The sequence below is a fragment of the Ruegeria pomeroyi DSS-3 genome (genome assembly GCF_000011965.2).
Classification (GTDB): Bacteria; Pseudomonadota; Alphaproteobacteria; order Rhodobacterales; family Rhodobacteraceae; genus Ruegeria_B; species Ruegeria_B pomeroyi.
Window position 1 is genome coordinate 2,589,994 of the sequence record NC_003911.12, and the last position, 21,283, is coordinate 2,611,276.

At 65.7% G+C, this 21,283-nt stretch carries 20 protein-coding genes; 13 read left to right on the forward strand and 7 right to left on the reverse strand.

All coding sequences use genetic code 11. From position 1 onward, the window contains the following. Positions 1 to 27: 27 nt before the first annotated feature. Both SPO_RS12380 and SPO_RS12385 read right to left on the reverse strand, forming a co-directional pair. Positions 28 to 810: a maleate cis-trans isomerase family protein gene (locus SPO_RS12380; RefSeq protein ID WP_011048146.1), complete on the reverse strand. Its 783-nt coding sequence runs from the start codon at positions 808 to 810 to the stop codon at positions 28 to 30. A gap of 2 nt (positions 811 to 812) precedes the next feature. Next, a complete protein-coding gene (locus SPO_RS12385; protein ID WP_011048147.1) occupies positions 813 to 1,700 on the reverse strand; it encodes a phytanoyl-CoA dioxygenase family protein in 888 nt (295 codons plus the stop codon). A 240-nt stretch (positions 1,701 to 1,940) separates the two neighbouring features. Here SPO_RS12385 and SPO_RS12390 point away from each other — a divergent pair, with 240 nt between their 5' ends. From SPO_RS12390 to SPO_RS12410, 5 genes are all read left to right on the forward strand, one after another. Further along, complete coding sequence (locus tag SPO_RS12390; RefSeq protein ID WP_011048148.1) at positions 1,941 to 2,708, forward strand: GntR family transcriptional regulator; 768 nt, start codon at positions 1,941 to 1,943, stop codon at positions 2,706 to 2,708. Further along, positions 2,701 to 3,870: a M24 family metallopeptidase gene (locus SPO_RS12395; protein ID WP_044028412.1), complete on the forward strand. Its 1,170-nt coding sequence runs from the start codon at positions 2,701 to 2,703 to the stop codon at positions 3,868 to 3,870. The genes SPO_RS12390 and SPO_RS12395 overlap by 8 nt, the downstream gene beginning before the upstream one ends. A 261-nt stretch (positions 3,871 to 4,131) precedes the next feature. Further along, a complete protein-coding gene (locus SPO_RS12400; RefSeq protein ID WP_144084001.1) occupies positions 4,132 to 5,058 on the forward strand; it encodes an ABC transporter substrate-binding protein in 927 nt (308 codons plus the stop codon). Between the two features lie 113 nt (positions 5,059 to 5,171). Beyond that, positions 5,172 to 6,203, forward strand: coding sequence for an ABC transporter permease (locus SPO_RS12405; RefSeq protein WP_011048151.1), 1,032 nt, complete (start codon positions 5,172 to 5,174; stop codon positions 6,201 to 6,203). An 11-nt stretch (positions 6,204 to 6,214) separates the two neighbouring features. Continuing rightward, positions 6,215 to 7,276 carry a quaternary amine ABC transporter ATP-binding protein gene (locus SPO_RS12410; protein ID WP_011048152.1) on the forward strand — a complete coding sequence of 354 codons (1,062 nt, stop codon included), beginning with the start codon at positions 6,215 to 6,217 and terminating at the stop codon, positions 7,274 to 7,276. Between the two features lie 111 nt (positions 7,277 to 7,387). Here SPO_RS12410 and ndk read toward each other — a convergent pair whose 3' ends face one another. Both ndk and SPO_RS12420 read right to left on the reverse strand, forming a co-directional pair. Then, positions 7,388 to 7,810 carry a nucleoside-diphosphate kinase gene (ndk, locus tag SPO_RS12415; RefSeq protein ID WP_011048153.1) on the reverse strand — a complete coding sequence of 141 codons (423 nt, stop codon included), beginning with the start codon at positions 7,808 to 7,810 and terminating at the stop codon, positions 7,388 to 7,390. Positions 7,811 to 7,936: 126 nt separating this feature from the next. Beyond that, on the reverse strand, positions 7,937 to 9,136 hold the full coding sequence (locus SPO_RS12420; protein WP_044028417.1) for a Bcr/CflA family efflux MFS transporter: 1,200 nt from the start codon (positions 9,134 to 9,136) through the stop codon (positions 7,937 to 7,939). 107 nt (positions 9,137 to 9,243) lie between these two features. Between SPO_RS12420 and SPO_RS12425 the strand changes: the two genes are divergently transcribed. From SPO_RS12425 to SPO_RS12445, 5 genes are all read left to right on the forward strand, one after another. Beyond that, positions 9,244 to 11,094 carry an ABC-F family ATP-binding cassette domain-containing protein gene (locus SPO_RS12425; protein WP_011048155.1) on the forward strand — a complete coding sequence of 617 codons (1,851 nt, stop codon included), beginning with the start codon at positions 9,244 to 9,246 and terminating at the stop codon, positions 11,092 to 11,094. Further along, entirely contained in the window at positions 11,091 to 11,573 is a 483-nt protein-coding gene (locus SPO_RS12430) for a GNAT family N-acetyltransferase (RefSeq protein ID WP_044028419.1), read from the forward strand. Before SPO_RS12425 ends, SPO_RS12430 begins: the two co-directional genes overlap by 4 nt. Next, positions 11,570 to 12,190, forward strand: a complete 621-nt coding sequence (locus SPO_RS12435) for a MarC family protein (RefSeq protein ID WP_011048157.1) — start codon at positions 11,570 to 11,572, stop codon at positions 12,188 to 12,190. Before SPO_RS12430 ends, SPO_RS12435 begins: the two co-directional genes overlap by 4 nt. 39 nt (positions 12,191 to 12,229) lie before the next feature. Then, entirely contained in the window at positions 12,230 to 12,811 is a 582-nt protein-coding gene (locus tag SPO_RS12440) for a retropepsin-like aspartic protease family protein (RefSeq protein ID WP_011048158.1), read from the forward strand. A gap of 99 nt (positions 12,812 to 12,910) precedes the next feature. After that, complete coding sequence (locus SPO_RS12445) at positions 12,911 to 13,663, forward strand: maleate cis-trans isomerase family protein (RefSeq protein ID WP_011048159.1); 753 nt, start codon at positions 12,911 to 12,913, stop codon at positions 13,661 to 13,663. A 9-nt stretch (positions 13,664 to 13,672) separates the two neighbouring features. Here the strand turns inward: SPO_RS12445 and SPO_RS12450 are convergent, their stop codons facing one another. The 3 genes from SPO_RS12450 to SPO_RS12460 form a co-directional block, all read right to left on the reverse strand. Continuing rightward, positions 13,673 to 14,437, reverse strand: a complete 765-nt coding sequence (locus SPO_RS12450) for a lysophospholipid acyltransferase family protein (protein ID WP_011048160.1) — start codon at positions 14,435 to 14,437, stop codon at positions 13,673 to 13,675. 186 nt (positions 14,438 to 14,623) lie between these two features. After that, positions 14,624 to 15,088, reverse strand: coding sequence for a DNA polymerase III subunit chi (locus SPO_RS12455; RefSeq protein ID WP_011048161.1), 465 nt, complete (start codon positions 15,086 to 15,088; stop codon positions 14,624 to 14,626). Between the two features lie 4 nt (positions 15,089 to 15,092). Continuing rightward, entirely contained in the window at positions 15,093 to 16,574 is a 1,482-nt protein-coding gene (locus tag SPO_RS12460) for a leucyl aminopeptidase (protein ID WP_011048162.1), read from the reverse strand. A 232-nt stretch (positions 16,575 to 16,806) separates the two neighbouring features. Between SPO_RS12460 and lptG the strand changes: the two genes are divergently transcribed. Genes lptG through SPO_RS12475 form a run of 3 tightly spaced genes read left to right on the forward strand, consistent with a single transcriptional unit; the run spans position 16,807 to position 21,283 of the window. Further along, positions 16,807 to 17,904 (forward strand): LPS export ABC transporter permease LptG, encoded by a 1,098-nt coding sequence (gene lptG, locus SPO_RS12465; RefSeq protein WP_011048163.1) that lies wholly within the window; start codon positions 16,807 to 16,809, stop codon positions 17,902 to 17,904. Beyond that, a complete protein-coding gene (locus SPO_RS12470; protein WP_011048164.1) occupies positions 17,904 to 20,060 on the forward strand; it encodes an LPS-assembly protein LptD in 2,157 nt (718 codons plus the stop codon). The genes lptG and SPO_RS12470 overlap by 1 nt, the downstream gene beginning before the upstream one ends. Beyond that, a complete protein-coding gene (locus SPO_RS12475; RefSeq protein ID WP_011048165.1) occupies positions 20,045 to 21,283 on the forward strand; it encodes a peptidylprolyl isomerase in 1,239 nt (412 codons plus the stop codon). The genes SPO_RS12470 and SPO_RS12475 overlap by 16 nt, the downstream gene beginning before the upstream one ends.

Here is a 21,283-nt window from a genome sequence, read left to right on the forward strand (position 1 = left end):
GTCTTGAATTTCGGAAGGGGGCGCAGGTCAGCCGGCCGCGAACAGCCGGCCGGCGCCCTCTGGCGCGCCGTCAAGGCCCGCCAGCCGCATCAGATGCCAGGCCAGAACCTGGTTCGAGGCGATCACCGGCTTGCCAAGCCGCGCCTCGGCCTCGGCGATCACGTCGAGTGCGCGCAGGCTGGTGCAGGAGACGAACACACCCTCCACCTCGTCACGCGCGCCGATGGTCACGGCGGCGTCAAGGATGCTCTGCGCCGAGATCCGGGCGACGGTGAAATCGTCGGACTGGTTGAACGAGGCGACAGCGGCGGTCTGGAACCCGGCGGCGCGCAGATTGGCCTGCATTTCCAGCGTCACCTCGGGCGGATAGGGTGTCAGCAGCGCGATGCGGCGTAGACCCAGCGCCGACAGCGCCGCCTTGCAGGCGGTGATCGGGTTCGAGGTGCGGGCGCCGGGGTGCTCGGCGCGGATCATCTCGTCCACCCGCGCCTCGCCGATCATCGTGGCACCCGAGGTGCAGGCATAGCCGATGGCGTCAAAGTCAAAGGAGGCAGGCAACAGCGCCGCCGTGCGCGGCAGATCGACCTGCATCTGGCGCAGGGTCTCGGGCGAGACCTCCATCGCGTTGGGGATCCGCGCATGATAAAGCGCCACGCCCTCCCCCCCGAACAGGTGGGCGAACTCGTGTTCGATGGTCTGATCGGTCTGCAGGACAATCAGGCCGATCCGGGCCCGCTGGCCAAGTCCGGCATCGGTTTCGAAGGCAAGCGTTTCGATGACCGACGGAGGGGAGGACGCGGCGTTTTGCATGGCTACATCATCGCCCCGGCGCCGGCGCCATCCGACCCCTCTTGCTGGGCAAAGAAGGACGTCCCCTTGGGCACCGCCGGCAGTTCCATCTGATAGGCCGTGCAGCGCACCCGGCCCGAGGCCTCGCCGCGCACCAGTTCATGGGTGAACCGGCTGGGCAGGTGGTTGGGGCTCAGCTCGATCGCGTCCTCGGCATAATAGGTGGTGATGTAGAGCGTGCGCGGCTGGTCCGACAGGTTCGGCGCCGAGCCATGCAGCAGACTGGCATGCATCAGGCAGACGGACCCCGCCTTGCCGGTGCATTTGACGATCCTGTCGCGCTGGGCCTCGACGATCTCGTCATCGACCGCGCCGGTGAACACACCGTTGTGCCAATGCGAATGGATCGGCCCCTTGTGGCTGCCCGGGATCACCTCAAGCGGACCGTTTTCCAGCGTCACATCGTCGATGAACAAGAGGCAGGTGATCATGTCGTCATTGGTCATCGGCTCGAACGGGAAATCCTGGTGCCATTTCACCTGGGTCGCCGATCCCGGCAGTTTCGAGTTCACCTTGCCATGATGAAAGCGCACGCCGGGCCCGATCAGCTCGGCGCAGTAGTCCACCGTGCGGGCCTTGCGCATGGTGTCGGCAAAGACCTCCGAGACCTCTTCGGGCGACTGCACCCGGCGCAGGGCGGGCTTGTCGGCGCAGTGGCCCGGTTGCAGATCGAACCGCGCCCGACCGTCCAGCGTTTCGCCGTAATCCTCGGTGCGCGCGCGGCTTTCCTCAACCCAACCCGCGAACTCGGCCCTGAGCGCGGCCAGTTCACCTGGAGAAACCGCATCTTCGACGACCAGCACGCCGTCGCGCCAGAACGCGTCCTTTTGTTCCTGTGACAACAGTCCCATCGTCTTTCCTCCCGTGTTGGTCCCGGCGGCGCCGGGGTTGATCCTGTCGGCACGATTTCGGTGCCATCTGTCCGAAGGTCCGGCCAGAGCCGTATTCAGCCTCTGTTCAACCGGTTGTCTCTGGTATATACCAGATTGACTTGATGTAACGGCGAGTCTGCCCATTCAGTCAAGTGAAAAAATTTTCCTTGCCCGATCTGGTATATACCAAATACCTTTGATGAAAACCGCGGGAATCAGATGAACGACGCAACACCCGATCAGCTCCGGACAGGACCATCGCGCGAAACGCCGCGATTTCAGCAGATCGTTCAGGACATCAAGCGGCGGATCGCCGATGGCAGCCTGTCGGAACATGCCGCCCTGCCTTCGGAACGGCGCATCGCCGAAGAGACCGGTATCAGCCGGATGACCGCGCGGCGCGCGCTTGATGCGCTCGAGGCCGAGGGGCTGGTCTATAGCGCGGACCGGCGCGGGCGCTTCGTCTCGCCCAAGCGGGTCAGCTATGATGTCTCGAACCTGGTCAGCTTCGTGGCCGACGCTGAAAGCCGGGGCACCGCGCTGGGGATCGAGGTGATCCGGGCACAGGAGGGCAAGGCCGATCCCGCCCTGGCGGCGCGGCTGGAGCTGGAACCGGGTGCTGCGATCCATGAATACACCCGCCTGTTCCGCCAGGACGGGCACGCGATCTTTGTCGAGACCGAATATGTGGATGCCAGACGGTGCCCCGATTTCCTGTCTCACGACCTGCATCAATCGACCACCCGCCTGCTCGAGTCGCAATACGACCTGGTGGCGCGTACCGGGGATATCGTGATCCGGATGCGCGGCGCCCATCCCGAAGAGACGCATTTGCTGGGACTGGCACAAAGCCAGTCGGGGATCGAGCTGACACAGGTGATCCGGGACGCATCCGGGCGCCCCTTCTGTTTTGGCCGCCAGTTCTGGCGCGGCGAAATGGCGGAGTTTTCCGCCCGGGCCATCGTTGGAGGATCTATCCATGGCTGACAGTCCCATGCGCGGATTTACCCCCGCGGAATTTCAGGCCCGCACGACACGGGCGCAGGAGAGAATGGCCGCCCAGGGGCTGGACGGCCTGCTGCTGATGAGCGAGCCGGACCTGCGCTATTTCAGCGGTTTTCACACGCTGTTCTGGCAAAGCCCGACCCGGCCCTGGTTCCTCTTCGTGCCCGCCAGCGGCAAACCGATCGCGGTGATCCCCGAGATCGGCGCCGAGCTGATGCGGCGCGGCTGGCTTGACGATGTGCGCACCTGGCCCGCGCCACGACCCGAAGATGACGGGATCAGCCTGCTGACCGAGCTGCTGTCACCGCTGGCCGCGCGCGGCGCGCGGTTGGGCGTGATGAAGGGGCACGAGACGCTGCTCAGAATGCCGCTGGGCGATTGGGAACGCCTGCTGGCCGCCCTGCCCGGTCTTGAGATCGCCGACGCCACCGGCCTGGTGCAGGGGCTGCGCATGGTCAAGACCCCGGCCGAGATCGAGAAGCTGGCGCATATCTGCGCCATCGGCTCGGCCACGTTCGAAGCGGTGCCACAGTTCGTGTCCGAGGGGATGCCGCTGGACGCCGTGTTCCGCGAGTTCCGCCGCACCGCCATCGGGCTGGGCGCGGATGACGCGCCCTATGTGGTCGGGGCCGCCGATCAGGGTGGCTATGCGGATGTGATCTCGCCCCCGACGCAGCAGCCGCTGCGGGCGGGCGATGTGCTGATGCTGGACACAGGCTGCACCTGGGACGGGTATTTCTGCGATTTCGACCGCAACTGGGCGATTGGGCAGGCCGATGATGCCGCGCGGCGGGCCTATGACGTGCTGTGGCGCGCAACTCAGGCCGGCATCGACGCCGCCCGCCCCGGCGCCACCTGCCGCGACCTGTTCCAGGCCATGTCCGCGGTCATCGCCGAGCTGGATGACAGCGGCGGCGATATCGGCCGGCTGGGCCACGGGCTGGGCATGCAGCTGACCGAACAACCCTCGCACGCGGCCTTCGATACCACCGTGCTGCAGGAAAACATGGTGCTGACCATCGAACCCTCGCTCAGCTATGGCGACGGCCTGATGATGGTGCACGAAGAGAACATCGTGGTGACCGATGGCACCGCGCGCCTGCTGAGCACCCGAGCGGCCACCGAACTGGCAATCTTGCGGTGAGCGGACCGTTCGCCTCCGACCCTCGCGGCGTCGCCTGCTGCGGTCGCCCGGGGCGGAGTGGGCGCTTCAAGAATTCTGAAATATCTTTCAGTTGTTTCAAATTGCCTTGAAGCACCCCACTCACTAGCCTCGATGCGGGTGTAAGCGTCCCAAGACCCGCAACTGGACAAGGCCAGGGACGAAAAAAACAAAAATCACCAACAGGAGAAGACCATGAACAATCCTATGAATTTGGCCAGAAGCGTCATCGCTGTTGCTGCGATGACCTCGGCATCGGCGGCTTGGGCCGAATGCGGCGAGGTCTCGCTGACCGAGATGAACTGGCCCTCGTCCCAGATCATCACCCATACCGCCAAGTTCCTGATGGAACAGGGCTATGGCTGCACGGTCGAACTGGTGCCCTCGGCCACCGTGACCTCGGTCGCCTCGCTTGCCGAGAACGGCGAGCCCGACATCGTGACCGAGCTTTGGCTGAACTCGGCCGGCGAGGCCTATCTCAAGCTCGAAGCCGAAGGCAAGGTCGAGCGTCTGGCCGAGGTGTTCAATCCCGGTGGCCTCGAAGGCTGGTGGATTCCCACGTATCTGGCCGAGGCGAATCCCGAGCTGACAACCGTTGCCGGCATCCTGGCCAACCCCGATCTGGTCGGCGGCCGGTTCAACAACTGCCCGGTGGGCTGGGGCTGCCGGATTGTCAACGACAACCTGATCACCGCGCTGGGCATGCGCGACAAGATGGAAATCTTCGACCACGGTTCGGGTGAAACGCTGGCCACCTCGATCGCGGCGGCCTACGAGGACAAGACCCCCTGGTTCGGCTATTACTGGGCGCCCACCGCGGTTCTGGGCAAATACCCGATGACCCAGATCTCGATCGGCGATATCGACATGGATGTGCACCTGGCCAACCAGTCGGCCGAAAATGCCAATCCGGGCGTGTCCGACTTTCCGCCGGCGCCGGTGCTGACCGTCGCGACCTCGGCCCTGACCGAACGGGCGCCTGACGTGGCCGACCTGATGCGCAATGTCAGCTTTGACATCGAGGTCATGAACGCCGTTCTGGCCTGGAAAGACGACAATGGCGCCTCGGCAGAAGAGGCGGCGGTCTATTTCCTGAGCAACAATTCGGACGTCTGGGCAGGCTGGGTCAATGACGCCGCCCGCGAGAAGCTGGCCGCCCTGATCAAGTAAGCGGCACCTGCCGCCGGGCTGCCCCATGTGGCCCGGCGGTTCAGACACCGGCAAACGCGCACCCGACACCATGCGGGATATGTCCGAGACAACCTTGAAAGGGGCTCGTTCTCATGGCCACCTATGATTTTCTGTTCAACAGCCTCGGCTTGCGCGATTGGTGCGATGCCGGCAAGACCGGCGAAGCGACGCTGTCGATGGCCGATCTGCTGGCCAAGGCCGGCGGCAAGACCGAGACAAGCCTGTTCAACCTGCCCTTTCCCTCGCTTGACGAGCTGAACAGGGCCTGCGCCGCCTTTGCCAAATCGCGCGATGTGACCAAGGGGGTCGAAGAGGGGTTTCTGGCGGCAAAGGGCGTATTGCGCTTCGTGCTGGACCCGCTGACCCAACCGCTGAGCTGGATGCTGGAATTCGCGCTCGCCACATTCGAGGCGACACCCTGGTGGATCATGATGCCGCTGCTGGCGCTGGTGGTCTTCTTTGCCTCGCGCTCGATGCGCCTGGTCGGGTTCGTCATGGCCTGCCTGATGTTCCTGGCCTTTGTCGATCACTATGACCACGCCATGCAGACGCTGGCGATCATCTTTGTCTGCGCCTTTCTCTGCGTGCTGTTCGGGGTGCCCATCGGCATCGCCATGTCACGCAACGACCGGCTGCAACGCATGACCATCCCGATCCTGGACATGCTGCAGACCCTGCCCTCGTTCGTCTATCTGATCCCGCTGATCTTTCTCTTTTCGGTGACCGAGCCAAAGCTCTACGGCATCGCCATCATCCTTTACGCCATCGTGCCCGTCATCCGCCTGACCGATCTGGGGATCCGGCTGGTGGACAGGGACGTGATCGAGGCCGCCGACAGTTTCGGCATGACCGACCGGCAGAAGCTGTTTGGCGTGCAGATCCCGCTGGCCCTGCCCAACATCATGGCCGGGGTGAACCAGACCATCATGATGAGCCTTGCCATGGTCGTCATCGCCTCGTTGGTCTCGGCGCCGGGCCTGGGGGTTCTGGTCCTGCGCGGCATCCGCAACCTTGAACTGGGCGTCGGCCTTGTGTCCGGCCTGGGCATCGTGCTGCTGGCGGTGATCCTGGACCGGGTCACCAAGGCCGCGCTCAACCGCGTCAACGCCGCGCAACAGCACTGAGGGACACGGGTATGAGCGACAATATCAAGGTTTCGATCCGCAACCTCTACAAGATCTTCGGGGCCGATCCGAAAGCGGCGCTGAAACATGTGCTGGAGGGCATGTCCAAGGCCGATCTGCTGAAACAGCACCGCCATGTTCTGGGGCTGCGCGACATCAATGTCGACATGCGCGAGGGCGAGATCACCGTGATCATGGGCCTGTCGGGCTCGGGCAAGTCGACGCTGATCCGCCACCTCAACCGCCTGATCGAGCCCACCTCGGGCGAGGTGCGGGTCGATGACAAGGACGTGCTGGCCTATGACGAGGAACAGCTGCGCAACCTGCGCCGCGAGGTCATGTCGATGGTGTTCCAGAAATTCGCCCTGCTGCCGCACAAGACCGTGGCCGAGAACGCGGGCACCACGCTGAAGGTGCGCGGCGTGGCCAAGCGGGATTATCTGGTCGAGGCCGACAAATGGCTGGATCGGGTGGGGCTGCATGGCTATGGCAACCACTATCCGCACCAGCTGTCGGGCGGCATGCAGCAGCGGGTCGGGATCGCGCGCGCGCTGACCTCGAACTCGCCGATCATGCTGATGGACGAGGCGTTCTCGGCGCTCGATCCGCTGATCCGCACCGACATGCAGGACCTGTTGCTGGAGTTGCAGACCGAACTGCACAAGACCATTGTCTTCATCACCCATGACCTGGACGAGGCGCTGAAACTGGCCGACCATCTGGTGATCCTGAAGGATGGCTATGTTGTCCAGCAGGGCGAGCCGCAGCATATCCTGCTCAACCCGAACGATCCCTATATCGAGGACTTCGTCAGCGACATCAACCGCGCCCGGGTGCTGCGGGTGCGCTCGATCATGACACCGCTCGACGGCCAGCCGGTGCCGCCCGATGCACATGGCGAGGTCGATTATGACGATACGCTGGAAAGCATGATTGCCCGCTCGGGCGGCGACACCTCGCACCGCTATGTCGTGATACGGGACAGCGCGCCGGTCGGCACTCTCGACATGACGCATCTGGTCAAGGCGCTGGTGCCCCGCGTGGCAACCGAGGCAAGCGCGCGAAAGGCCTGACGCGCCGGTGGTTCGCCCTCCATCGGGCCTTGCGACGTGGCAGATGAAAAAAACCGCCCCGGATGACGGGGCGGTCTTGATGTCTTTTCTGGGTCGAAAACCCGGTGGCGGTTAGCCGACCAGTTCGATGCCCGAGAAGAAATAGGCGATCTCGACTGCAGCGGTTTCCGGCGCGTCCGAACCGTGGACCGAGTTTTCGCCGACCGACTCGGCAAACTCGGCGCGGATGGTGCCGGGTGCCGCGTCGGCGGGGTTGGTGGCGCCCATCACTTCGCGGTTCTTGGCAATGGCGTTCTCGCCTTCCAGCACCTGCACCACGACCGGGGCCGAGGACATGAATTCGCACAGTTCGTCATAGAACGGGCGCTCGGCATGCACTCCGTAGAAAACGCCGGCCTGTTCCTTGGTCATGTGGATGCGCTTCTGCGCCACGATGCGCAGGCCGGCTTCCTCGAACTTGGCGTTGATCTTGCCGGTCAGGTTGCGGCGGGTTGCATCGGGCTTGATGATCGAGAAGGTACGTTCCAGTGCCATCGGGGCTCTCCTTGAATCTGGCGGCGCGCCTCTCGCGCCGAATGTATCGCGCGCCGCCTAGCACGATGGGGCACGCAAGGAAAGTGCCATGATGGCAAATCCCGGGCCTGAGACCGGATTGCCGGGTCAGGTGTCGGGCAAAGGCTCGCGCAGGTCGACCCAGCGCACATAGAGTACCGCCAGAAGACCCAGGAAACTTGACCCGGACATCAACCCCAATACGGCAAAGGGGGCATTCTCGGCCGATACGACGATCCCCGTAACCGTGGTCAGGACTGCCCCCAATGCAACCGTCAGCGCCCCGGACAACCCTGCGGCGCTGGCGGCCAGCCGGGGCCGGACCGACATCAGGCCCGCCACGGCATTTGCGTTGGTCAGGCCGTTGCCAAAGCCGACCAACACCGCCGACCCGAAGAACACCCAGACCGAACCCGCACCCGTCAGGAACAGGATCAGCCCTATTGCCGGGCCAGTTGACGCAATGATCCGCCCCAGGAGGATCATCGTCGTAAGCCGGGTGCGCGCCGCAATGCGACCGGTGACAAAGTTGCCTACCATGAAACCGCCCGTGATGATGCCGATCCCCAATCCCAACAGGGCCGGACTCAGATCGAACCAGGCGGCCGCCACCAGGGGTGCACCCGTTATGAACGCGTAGAATCCGCCGATCGAAAAGGAAGCGCAAAGCGCGTAGCCCCAGAACCGGCGCGACCGAAAGAGATGCGGATATTGCTGCCATTGCGCCTTGAAGGTTACGGACCGCTCGGTATTGGTCTCGCCAAAATCGACCCAAAGCAGCGCAAGCATCACCGCGCCCAGGATCGAATAGAGCACAAACCCCGCGCGCCAGCCGAACAGCATATCCAACGCGCCCCCCAGCATGGGGCCAAGCATGGGGGCCAGCGCCATCGCCATGGCGACATACCCCAGTTTGCTTGCCGCCTCGTTGGGCGGGTACTGATCGCGGATGGAGGCGCTGGAAGAGATCGGACCGGCCACCACAGCCGCCTGCAACAAACGAAAGCCCAGAAAGACCCAGATCGACCCAGCCAGCACGCAGCCGATCGACGCGACCAGAAAGATCGCCATGGCGATCAGCAGGACGGGCCTGCGGCCGAACCGGTCCGACAGCGGGCCGATGATCAGTTGCAGGATCGCCGAAACGCCGAGGTAACCGGCAATCGCAAGGTTGATCAGCCCATAATCAACCTCGAAATCCTGCCCCATGTGCGCAAGCGACGGCAGAAACATGTTCAACGTCAGCACCGAAAGCGCGGTGAGCAGAACAAGCGTGATCAGATGCGGCGGGTTGGATGCGTGGCGCATGAGCGGGTCCGGCGGTTTGGACGGTAAATCCGCGCTATCACGGTCGCGTGCGCCTGACCATCCCAAGCCGCTGGCGGCCCCCTCACCTGTCTGTTATGAGCGCGCCCATGTTGAGGATCGAAAACATCACTTACGCGGTCGAGGGCCGGCCGCTGTTCGACGGTGCCAGCGCCGTCATTCCCGATGGCCACAAGGTCGGCCTGGTGGGCCGCAACGGCACCGGCAAAACCACGCTGTTCCGGCTGATCCGGGGCGAGCTGGCGCTGGAAACCGGCACCATCGCCCTGCCCCGCCGCGCCCGCATCGGCGGCGTCGCACAAGAGGCGCCCGCCTCGGACGTGTCGCTGATCGACACGGTGCTGGCCGCAGATACCGAGCGCGCCGCGCTGATGGCCGAGGCGGAAACCGCCACCGACCCGATCCGCATTGCCGAAGTGCAGACCCGGCTGGCCGATATCGACGCCTGGAGCGCGCCGGCGCGCGCCGCTTCGATCCTCAAGGGGCTGGGGTTCGACGATGACGAACAGCTCAAACCCTGCTCCGATTTCTCGGGCGGCTGGCGGATGCGGGTGGCGCTGGCGGCGGTGCTGTTTTCCCAGCCCGACCTGCTGCTGCTCGATGAACCGACCAACTATCTCGACCTCGAAGGGGCGCTGTGGCTAGAAAGCTATCTGGCGAAATACCCCCATACGGTGATCATCATCAGCCACGACCGCGGGTTGTTGAACCGCGCCGTGGGCGCGATCCTGCATCTGGAGGACCGCAAGCTGACCCTCTATCAGGGGCCCTATGAACAGTTCGCCCGCCAGCGCGCCGAAAACCTGGCCCAGGCCCAGGCGATGGCCAAGAAGCAGGAGGCGCGCCGCGCGCATCTGCAATCTTATGTCGACCGCTTCCGCTACAAGGCGGACAAGGCCAAACAGGCGCAATCCCGCCTCAAGGCGCTGGCCCGGATGCAGCCGATCAGCAGCCCCCAAGAGGCCGCATTGCGCGCCTTCACCTTTCCCAAACCGGAGGAGATGTCGCCGCCGATCATCCATCTCGAAGGCGGGGTGACAGGATATGGGCAGACCGAGGTCCTGAAACGGCTGAACCTGCGCATCGACCAGGACGACCGGATCGCGCTGTTGGGCAAGAACGGTCAGGGCAAATCCACCCTGTCGAAACTGCTCTCGGACCGGCTGCCGCTGATGGCGGGCCGGATGACCCGCTCGCCCAAGCTCAGGATCGGCTATTTCGCCCAGCATCAGGTCGACGAGCTGTATGTGGACGAAACCCCGCTCGACCACCTGCGCCGTCTGCGCCCGGGCGAGACGCCCGCCAAGTGGCGGGCGCGGCTGGCGGGCTTTGGCCTTGGCGCCGAGCAGGCGGAAACCGCGGTGGGGCGGCTCTCGGGCGGGCAAAAGGCGCGCCTCAGCCTGCTGATCGCCACCCTTGACGCGCCCCATATGCTGATCCTCGACGAGCCGACCAACCACCTTGATATCGAAAGCCGCGAAGCGCTGGTCGAGGCGCTGACCGATTATACCGGCGCGGTGATCCTGGTCAGCCACGACATGCACCTGCTGACCCTTGTCGCCGACCGGCTGTGGCTGGTTTCGGACGGGTCGGTAAAACCCTTCGAGGGCGATCTTGAGGCCTATCGCGACTTCCTTCTGGCGCGCGACAAGCCGGAATCCCCCAAACCGGCAGAGGCCAAGCCCAAACGCGCCAGCCGCGACACGGTGCTGGCGCTGCGGGCCGAGCTGCGCAAATGCGAGGAGCGGGTCGAGAAGCTGAGCGAGATGCACGACAAACTGGCCGCCAAACTGGCCGATCCCGCGCTTTATGCCGATGACAAGGTCTCTGATCTTGAGGTCTGGAACCGCAAATATGCGGAACTGAAGGACGCGATGGAGCGGGCCGAGACCCTGTGGATGGAGGCGCAGGAGAAGCTCGACGCGGTGCAGGCGACATGATCGTCCGTCAGGCAGGCCCGGCCGATGCAGCCGCAATGAGCGCGGTGTTGCACCCCATCCTGACCGGCTGGAACAGCGCGCGCAGCGGTGATGCGGAGACGGTCCTGACCCGCTACATCGACGATCCCGACCGGCTGAGCTGTGCCGTGGCCTGCGAGGGTGAACGCATCCTCGGTTTTCAGTCGCTGAAACTCGCACGCGCCGGGAATGTTTACGACTTGCCCGCCGGCTGGGGCATCATCGGCACCTACGTCGCGGGTGATGCCGGCCGCCGGGGCATCGGGCGGGCGCTGTTTACCGAAACACTGGCCGCAGCGCGGCGCGCCGGGCTGGCCCATATCGACGCCACCATCGGCGCGGACAACGCGCAGGGCCTTCCCTATTACTCCGCTCTGGGCTTTCAGACCTGGCGCGAACTTGACGGCGCCGTTGGCAAGCGGTTCGACCTGAGCGCAACCGAGCAGACGGAGGGGACATGATCGACACCGCCTTTCTGATCACCGCATTCACCACGCTTTTCGTGGTGATCGACCCGCCGGGCCAGACGCCGATCTTCATGGCGCTGACCCAGGGTATGGACAGCCGCACCAAACGCGCCATCGCGCTGCGCGCCTGCCTGACGGCGGCGGGGATCCTGGCGATGTTCGCGGCCTTTGGCGAGGCGGTGCTGGGTTTTGTCGGCATCTCGATGCCCGCCTTTCGGGTCGCGGGCGGCGTGCTCTTGTTCCTCACCGCGCTCGACATGCTGTTCGAGCGGCGCACCAAGCGGCGCGAGGACCGGGCCGAGGCCGAGGAACACGCCGACCCCTCGGTGTTTCCGCTGGGCATACCGTTGATCGCCGGTCCCGGCTCGATCGCCACCATGATCCTGCTGGCAGGCCAGCATCCGGGCGCCGAGGGGCTGGCCACGGTGATTGCGGTCATGCTGGCGGTGCTGGCGGTGGTGCTGTTCCTCTACCTGATCTCGGGTCTGTTGGGGCGGCTTCTGGGCAAGACCGGGCTGAACGTGGTGACCCGCCTCTTGGGCATGCTGCTGGCGGCGCTGGCGGTGCAGTTCATCCTCGACGGGCTCAGGGCCTTTGGCTTTGCCAGCTGACACCCCATATCGGTAAGGACCCGACAGGAAAGGCCGCCCATGGACGCAGACAACACCGCCCACCTGATCTATCTGTCGCTGCTTGGCGCGGCGCTTGTGTTCTGGTTCATCAGCCACAACCGCGCCAGCCTGGGCAAAACGCTGCAAATGGCGCTGGCCTGGGTGTTCATCTTCGTGGGCGTGATTGCGGTGGTGGGCCTGTGGGGCGATATTCGCAGCACCGTCGCCGGCACGCCGCGCATCTCGGTCAGCGAAAACCGGGTCGAAATCCCGCGCAGCCCGGATGGCCATTACTATGCCACCCTCATTATCGAGGACAAACCGCTGCGTTTTCTGGTCGATACCGGCGCCAGTCAGGTGGTGCTGAGCCATGCGGATGCCGAACGGTTGGGCATCGACACATCCGCGCTCAACTACTTCGGGCGCGCCTATACCGCCAATGGCGAGGTGCGCACCGCGCCGGTGAAACTGGGCCGGGTGCAGCTGGGCGGGTTCACCGACCAGGGCGTCACCGCCTGGGTGAACGAGGGCGAGATGAGTGAATCGCTTCTCGGCATGGACTACTTGCAACGCTTCCGCAGTATCGAGATCGCGGGCGGAACATTGGTGCTGGCGCGCTGAACGGTCGCGGGCAGGCGCTTGCGTGACGCATCCGGCGCTGCCCGGACGCGCCATTCATGTGCATTCTGACGCCACCCTGCCCTGACCGGAGCCACCCGTATGAGCCATTTTCCCTATGACCTCACCGCGCCCATCGGCTGCGCCGCCACCCTTGGGCTGATCGTTTTGCAGGCCGACGAGACGGTAGAGCAGGATTTCCAGCGCCTCTTCGCGGCCCCCGATCAGGCGCTTTATGTCACCCGCATCCCCTCGGGCGCGGATGTGACGCCCGAGACCCTGCGCCAGATGGAACGCGACCTGCCGCACTCGGCCAGCCTGCTGCCGCCCTCGGTGGCCTTCTCGACGGTGGGCTATGCCTGCACCTCGGGCGCGACCATGATCGGGCCGGACCGGGTGGCGGAGCTGATCCGGGGCGCCTGCGACACACAGGCCAGCACCGATCCGCTGACGGCGGCGCGCGCCGCCCTGCGCGCGTTGGGCATCACCCGGCTGGGCATCGTGTCACCCTATGTGGCCTCGGTCGCCGAACCGGTGCGCCAGGCGCTGGGTGCCGCAGGGGTCGAGACACCCGAAACGCTCAGCTTCGGCGAGGCGAGCGAGGCGCGGGTGGCGCGGATCGACCCGGCCTCGATCCGGGCAGCGGCGCTGGAGCTGGGCCGGCGCGGCGGTCTGGACGGGCTGTTCCTGAGCTGCACCAACCTGCGCACGCTGGATGTGATCGACGAGATCGAAACCGAACTGGGCCTGCCTGTGGTCAGTTCAAACCTGGCGCTAGCCTGGCATATGGCCTCGCAGGCCGGGCTGACCCTGCCCGACGCGCCGGGGCGGCTGATGCGGCAGCTGGCGGGCTGAGGCCCCGCGTCAGTCCCGATCAAAGGCCGCTAGCATCGCCGCGCGCAGCCGTGCCACATCCGCATCGACGGGCGCGGCGGGGTCGCAAACGAAGGGGGCCAGCACCTCGACCCGGATTGCCCCGCCTTGCGGCAGAACCCGACCCCGTGGCAGCAACCGATCCGAGTCGTGGATGACGATGGGCCGAATGGTGCGGCCGCTGGCGCGCGCCGCCAGCACTGCGCCCGCCTTGAACGGGCCCAGCGTCTCGCCGCCGGTGCGGGTGCCCTCGGGGAACAGTACCACCGAGCGGCGCGCCGGCATCTCGCGCACCGCCGCGCTCAGCGTCTCCATCGCCAGACTGCCGTTCTTGCGGTCGATCTCGACCAGCCCGGCACCGGTGAAACCCGTGCGCAGCAGCGGATGGCGGCACAGCTCTTTCTTGGCGGCAAAGGTGAACCATTTCGCGTCCGGCACCGCATCCATCAGCGCAAACCCGTCCAGATGGCTGCGGTGGTTGATCACGATGATGCTGTCGCGATCCTGCGCCAGCGCGGCGCGCTCGGCCTCGGTGATCTCGACCCGGATGCCCAGCAGCCACAACAGCCGCGAACAGGCGCGCTTGACCAGCCGCCAGTACCAGCCGCGAAACCCGCGCCGCCGCGCACAAAGCAGCGGCACAAAGGCGATGACCAGGAAATAGAGCGGCCCCAGCAGGATCAGCACCACAAGCTTGATCAGGCGGACCGGCGCGGAGGCGGTTGCCGCGTCGCGGGAAACGGGGGTCTGTGTCATCTGGCCCTGTCAACGGTTCAGGCCCCGGCGGGGCGTTTGGGCCATGACAATGGACTGCGTGCGTACCGGCGGGCCAGTGTCACAACCTGCACTGGGCGCTTTGGGCCGCGACGGGCACGACCCTGCCCCTATCGGCCAGATCCCCGCAGATATCAACGAAAAACCGCAACAGGCGGCCCGGCGCGCTCAGCCGCCCGCCTCGGCCTTCTTCTCCCAGCGGCCCGATTCCTCGGACCAGTATTGCGCCGCGCAGCCCGCCGCCGTCAGCGCCCGCCACTGGCCACGCGCGGCCTCGACCGCGGCCGGATCGGTTCCGTCGAACAGGATGCAGACCCGTTCCAGCGCCGCCACCTCTTCGGGCGTGACGGCGGCGCCGTCGACGCTCATCACGCAGCGCGCGCCATTGGGCGCATCCGCGCCGGTGGTCAGCAGCACCGGCTGGTCGGCGTCATGGGCGCCCCCCGCCAGCCCATGCGGCAGGAACCCGTCATCGGGCCCCAGCCACAGCTTTTCGTCCAGCCAGACAAGCCGCCCCGGATCACTCCCCCGCACCGCCACCCGCCAGCCCGCGCCCAGTGCCTTGGTCAATAGCACCGGCAGCGTCGCCTCCAGAGGGTTGCGGGTCAGGTGATAGAAATAGGCGGCCCCCATCGGATCACTCCGCCAGCCGGTCCACCAGACGGTTCAGCGCCAGCACACCCCAGCCGGTCGCGCCCTTGGGCGCCATGTCGGTCTCGGCGGTGACCGAGGCGACCCCGGCGATGTCGAGATGGATCCAGGGCGTACCCTCTTGCACGAAGCGGGCCAGGAACTGGGCCGCGGTGATCGACCCCGCCGGGCGCCCGCCCACGTTCTTCATATCCGCGATGCGCGATTTCAACATGTCGTCATAGGCCTTGCCCAGCGGCATCCGCCAGGCGCCTTCGCCTTCGTCGCCCGCCGATTTCAGGAAGGCGTTGCACAGTGTATCGTCATTCGAGAACACGCCCGCATTCTCATGCCCCAGCCCGATGATGATGGCGCCGGTCAGGGTGGCAAGGTCGATCATGCCCGTGGGTTTGAACCGCTCCTGCGCGTACCACATCACGTCGCACAGAACGAGCCGCCCCTCGGCATCGGTGTTGATGATCTCGACCGTGTCGCCCTTCATGGACTTCACCACATCCCCCGGGCGGGTGGCCCGGCCCGAGGGCATGTTTTCGACCAGACCGACCAGGCCCACCACATTGGCCTTGGCCTTGCGCAGGGCGAGCGCGCGCATGGTGCCCGCAACCACACCGGCGCCGCCCATGTCCATGGTCATGTCTTCCATCCCGGCGGCGGGTTTCAACGAGATACCACCAGTGTCGAACACCACGCCCTTGCCCACCAGCGCCAGCGGGGCGGCATCCTTGTCGCCGCCCTTCCAATGCATCACGACCACTTTCGAGGGGCTGTCGGACCCCTGCCCGACGCAGAGCAGCGTGCGCATGCCCAGCTCTTCAAGCTTGTCCTCCTCCAGCACCTCGACCTCAAGCCCCAGCGCCTCCATCTCCTTGAGGCGGTTGGCGAATTCCGTGGTGGTCAGCACATTGGCCGGTTCGTTGACCAGATCGCGGGTCATGTGCACGCCCTCGGCCAGCGCCGCCAGAGGCGCATAGGCCGCAGCAATCTCCTCGGCCTTGTTATGGGCGATGGTGACGCTGGCGTCGGTGGCCTCGGCGGCCTCTTCCTCGGGCTTGGATTTATGGGCGGTGAAGTCATAGGCGCGCAGGGCGATGCCCAGCGCCAGCTGCTCTGCGCGCACCTGCCCGCCCGCCATCAGCAACAGCGGCTTGCCGCCCGCCAGCTTGGCCAGCGCGGCGCCGCCCTTGCGGGCGGTCAGCGCATCGGCGCGGCGCGGCAGCACCAGCACGTCCAGCGCCTCGGCGGCCATCCCGGCAGGCCAGGCCAAAGACACCACCTGCCCCGGCTTCAGCTTGGCGAACCGGTCGCTTTCCACCAGCCGCGCCAGCGCCCCGCGCGTCAGCCGGTTGGCACGGCGGGCACCCGGATCGAGCTTGCCCTCGGGCGGCACGATCACCGCGACGCGTCCGGTCGCGGCGGCCATCGCGTCCAGGTCGGGCATCTCGAAACGGATCGGGGTGGGGCTGGTCATTCGGTCTCTCCTCAACATCTGTCCGCCTAGAGGTAGCCTGCCCACCGCATCTTGGCCAGATAGCAGTTTTCCCCGCCGATCAATTGCATTAAGGTCCGGCCCATTCGACTGACCGTTCCGGGGGGATCGCAGTGTCACGAACCGGCAGAGTGCCGCTGTTGCCGCGTTGTGCGCGCCTTGGCGCGACACGGCCGATTCCCACCGTGCCTGCCCATGACTGCCGGGGCGCCGCATGATTCTGGACCGTTATTTCGCCCGCCGCTTCATCCAGAGCTTTCTGGTGATCGGGCTGGTGTTTCTGGGGCTGGTGCTGCTGATCGACCTGATCGAACAGCTCCGCCGGTTCGAGGGGTTCGAGGTGAGCATGGGCCAGCTTGTCGGGCTGACCCTGCTGAACGCGCCCGCCGCGATCAGCGAGATCCTGCCGCTCCTCATGATCCTGTCGACCATCGTCCTTTTCGTCGGGCTGGCGCGCAGTTCCGAACTGGTGGTGACCCGTGCCATCGGCCGTTCGGGCATCCGCGCGCTGGTGGGCCCGGTGCTGGTCGCGCTGGTGATCGGGCTCTTGGCGGTGACCACGCTGAACCCGATCGTGGCCGCGACTGCCGTGCGATATCAGACACTTGCGGACACGTATCGTAATGGCGGCCCCTCGGTCCTGTCGCTCAGCGACGAGGGCTTGTGGCTGCGTCAGGGCGATGCCGGGGGCCAATCGGTGATCCATGCCACCGGATTTGGCGGCGACGGGGTGACGCTGTTTGACGTGACCATCCTGAGCTATGCGCCCGACGGTAGCGCCCAGCGGCGCACGATCGCCGAAAGCGCCCAGTTGCAAGACGGCAAGTGGTTGTTACAAAAGGCCAAGGTCTGGCCGCTCAAGGTCGGGCAGAACCCCGAGGCCAACGCCGTGTATCACGACCGCATCGAGATGCCCACTTCGCTGACGCAAGAGCGTATCCGCGACAGCCTGGGGCGGCGCGAGACCGTGTCGATCTATGACCTGCCCCAGACCATCGAACAGCTGCAACAGGCCGGCTTCTCGACCAAGCGGCACAAGGTCTGGCTGCAGGTCGAGCTGGCCCGGCCCCTGTTCCTGGTCTCGATGGTGCTGGTAGGGGCGGCCTTTACCATGCGCCATACGCGGTTCGGCGGCACCGGTCTGGCGGTGCTGTCGGCGGTGTTGCTGGGCTTTACCCTCTACTTCACCCGCAATTTCGCGCAGATCCTTGGCGAAAACGGGCAGATTCCGGTGGCCCTGGCCGCCTGGGCACCGCCGGTGGCCGCGATCATGCTGACCTTTGGCCTCTTGCTGCATGCGGAGGATGGCTGATGCGGGCGCTGCTTTCGACCCTGCTGTCCGGCGTGGCCTGTCTGCATCTGGCCGGAGCGGCCGCGGCCCAGACCCTGCCCGCCACCCCGGCCGAACAGACCGAGGCGCAGCCCGCCGTTCTTGTGGCCGACAGCGTCTTCATCACCCCCGAACGGCAGCTGATCGCCGAAGGCAATGTCGAGGCGTTCCAGGGCGATATCCGCCTGCGCGCGCGCAAAATCACCTTTGACCGGCAATCGGGGCAGCTGAACATCGAGGGCCCGATCCGCATCGACCAGGGCGGTCAGATCACGGTGCTGGCGGATGCCGCCGAGCTGGACAAGAACCTGCAGAACGGCCTGCTGACGGGCGCGCGGATGGTGTTCGACCAGCAGCTGCAACTGGCCGCGCTGCAGATGACGCGGGTCGGTGGGCGCTATACCCAGCTGTACAAGACCTCGGTCACCTCGTGCCACGTCTGCGAGAACGGCAAGCCTCCGCTCTGGCAGATCCGGGCGCAGAAGGTGATTCACGACCAGCTCGAACAGCAGCTCTATTTCGAGGGCGCGCAGTTCCGGGTGCTGGATGTGCCGGTCTTCTACTTTCCGGCCATGCGCCTGCCCGACCCGAACCTGAAACGCGCCACCGGTTTCCTGATCCCGTCGATCCGCACCACCTCGCAGCTGGGCACCGGGGTCAAGGTGCCGTATTTCTTTCGCCTCGGCGATCACCGCGACCTGACGCTTACCCCCTATGTCTCGTCCAAGACCAAGACACTGAACCTGCGCTATCGGCAGGCCTTTGCCCGTGGCCGGATCGAGATCGAAGGCGCCTATACCCGCGACGACCTGATCCGGGGCGAGGATCGCGGCTATGTCTTTGCCACCGGCCAGTTCGACCTGCGCGACGATTACAAGCTGAAGCTTGGGGTACAGACCGTCTCGGACAACGGCTATCTGGCCGATTACGGCCTGCCCGAATACGACCGGCTGCGCAGCGAAGTCTCGATCGAACGGTTCCGCCGCGACAGCGCCTTTCGCATCGGGCTGATCCACTACGAGACCCTGCGCGACAGCGAGATCGAGGCAGAGATCCCCACGGAGATCTTCGACATCAATGCCGAGAAACGGTATTTCCCGACCGGCCTTGGCGGCGAGGTGCGTCTGGCCTTTGACGGCCATGCGCATCAGCGCCAATCCTCGGCCAATGTTGTCGGGCGCGATATCGCGCGGGCGACGCTGGATGCGGAATGGCTGCGCAGCTGGACCTTTGCCAGCGGGCTGCGCGCCGATTGGCGCATGGGCGTTGCGGTCGACGATTACCGGGTCTGGGACGATACCAACTATGCCAGCGGCACCCTGCGCAGCGCCCCGCGCGCTGCGCTGACCCTGCGCTATCCGATGGTCTATCGCGGAGCAACCGGCACCCATTACCTGGAACCCATTGCACAACTGGGCTGGAGCGATGTGTCCGGCGCGCCACTCCCCAATGGCGAGAGCAATTTTGTCGAGTTCGATCAGGGCAACCTGCTAGCACTCTCGCGTTTTCCCGCCAACGATCAGCGCGAGGAAGGCAAGCGCGCGGTATTCGGTCTGAACTGGGCGCGTTTCTCGACCTCGGGCTGGCAGGCCTTTGCCACCATCGGCCAGGTGTTCCGCAGCACCTCGGACCCGCGCTTCTCGAAATCCTCGGGCCTGGGCGGCACCGCCTCGGACCTGCTGCTGGCTGGCCAGATCACCCTGCCCCAGGGTCTGGGCCTGACCGCGCGCGGGCTGCTTGACGGCTCGCTCAACTTTTCCAAGGTCGAGGTGCGCGGCAGCTGGACCGATGACCGCACCAGTGTCAGCGGCAGCTATCTGTGGCTGGGCCGGGACCTGGCCGAGAACCGGGCGCTGGCGGTGTCCGAGTTCTGGTTCGACGGCAGCTACAAGGTGAACCCCTATTGGACCGCCTCTGCCAATATCCGCTACGATATCGAGGATTCGCGTGCCACCCGTGCCGGCATCGGATTTGCCTACCAAAACGAATGTGTCACGGTTAACATTTCGGTCAATCGCCGCTACACCTCTTCGACAAGTGTTGAGCCTTCGACCGATTTCGGATTTACCATTGCCCTGAGCGGCTTTGCCGTGGAAAGCGCAAACAAAGAATACAGGCGATCATGCAGCAAAACCTGACCACCCTGTCCCGATGCCTGGCCCGTATGATGGGCGCCGCCGCGCTGACCCTGACGCTGGCCGGTGGCCCCGTTGCGGCGCAAAGCCTGTTCAGCCCGGCGATCCGCGTCAATCAGGGCGTGATCACCCATTTCGAGCTGGAACAGCGCATCCGCCTGATGGAGGTGCTGCGCATCCCCGGCGATCCGCAGAAAGACGCCCGCCGCTCCCTGATCGAGGAAGCGCTCAAGATGCAGGCGGTCGAAGAGGCCGGCATCGAGGTCGCCCCCGAGGACGTGCAGCTGGGCATCGACGATTTCGCCGCCCGCGCGCGGCTGTCCACGGACGAGTTCCTGGCGGCTCTGGCCAACGAGGGGGTCTCGGCCGAAACGGTGCGCGATTTCGTCAGCAAGCAGATGGCCTGGCGCGACTATGTCAGCGCCCGTTTCCTGGCCCGCGCCCGCCCCACCCCGGACGAGATCGACCGCGCGCTGGGTCTGGGCGGCGGCGGTGGCTTGCAGGTGCTGCTCTCCGAGATCATCATCCCGATCACCCCGCAGACCGTGGATCAGGTCGACGAGGTGGCCCAACAGATCGCCGCGCTGACCAGTTACGAGGCCTTCTCCAGCGCCGCGATCCAGGTCTCGGCAGCCGAAACGCGCGAGAATGGCGGCCGCATGCCCTGGATCCCGCTGGCACAACTGCCCCCGGCGCTGCAACCGGTGATCCTCGAGCTTGAGCCGGGCGAGATCTCCGACCCGATCACCCTGCCCAATGCGGTGGCGCTGTTCCAGATGCGCGGCCTGCGCGAGGCCGCCGTGGGCACGCCGCGCTATGCCGCGATCGACTATGCCGCCTATCGCATGGCGGGCGGGCGCAGCCCCGAGACGCTGAAGGCCGCAACCGAGCTGCGCCAGCGCGTCGATACCTGCGACGACCTCTATGGCGTGGCCAAGGGCCAGCCGGCCGAGGTGCTGGAGCGGATCAGCGCCAAACCCGCGGAGATCCCGCAGGATATCGCGCTGGAACTGGCCAAGCTGGACCCGGGCGAAACCTCGCTGGCGCTGACCCGCAACAATGGCCAGACCCTGTTGTTCCTGATGATGTGCACCCGCACCCGCGATCTGGGCGGCGATGCCTCGCGCGAGGATGTGGCCAACGCCCTGACCCAGCAGCGCCTGCAGACCCTGGCCGAAAGCCTGGTGGAACAGCTGCGCGCCGACGCCATCATCACCGAGGAATAG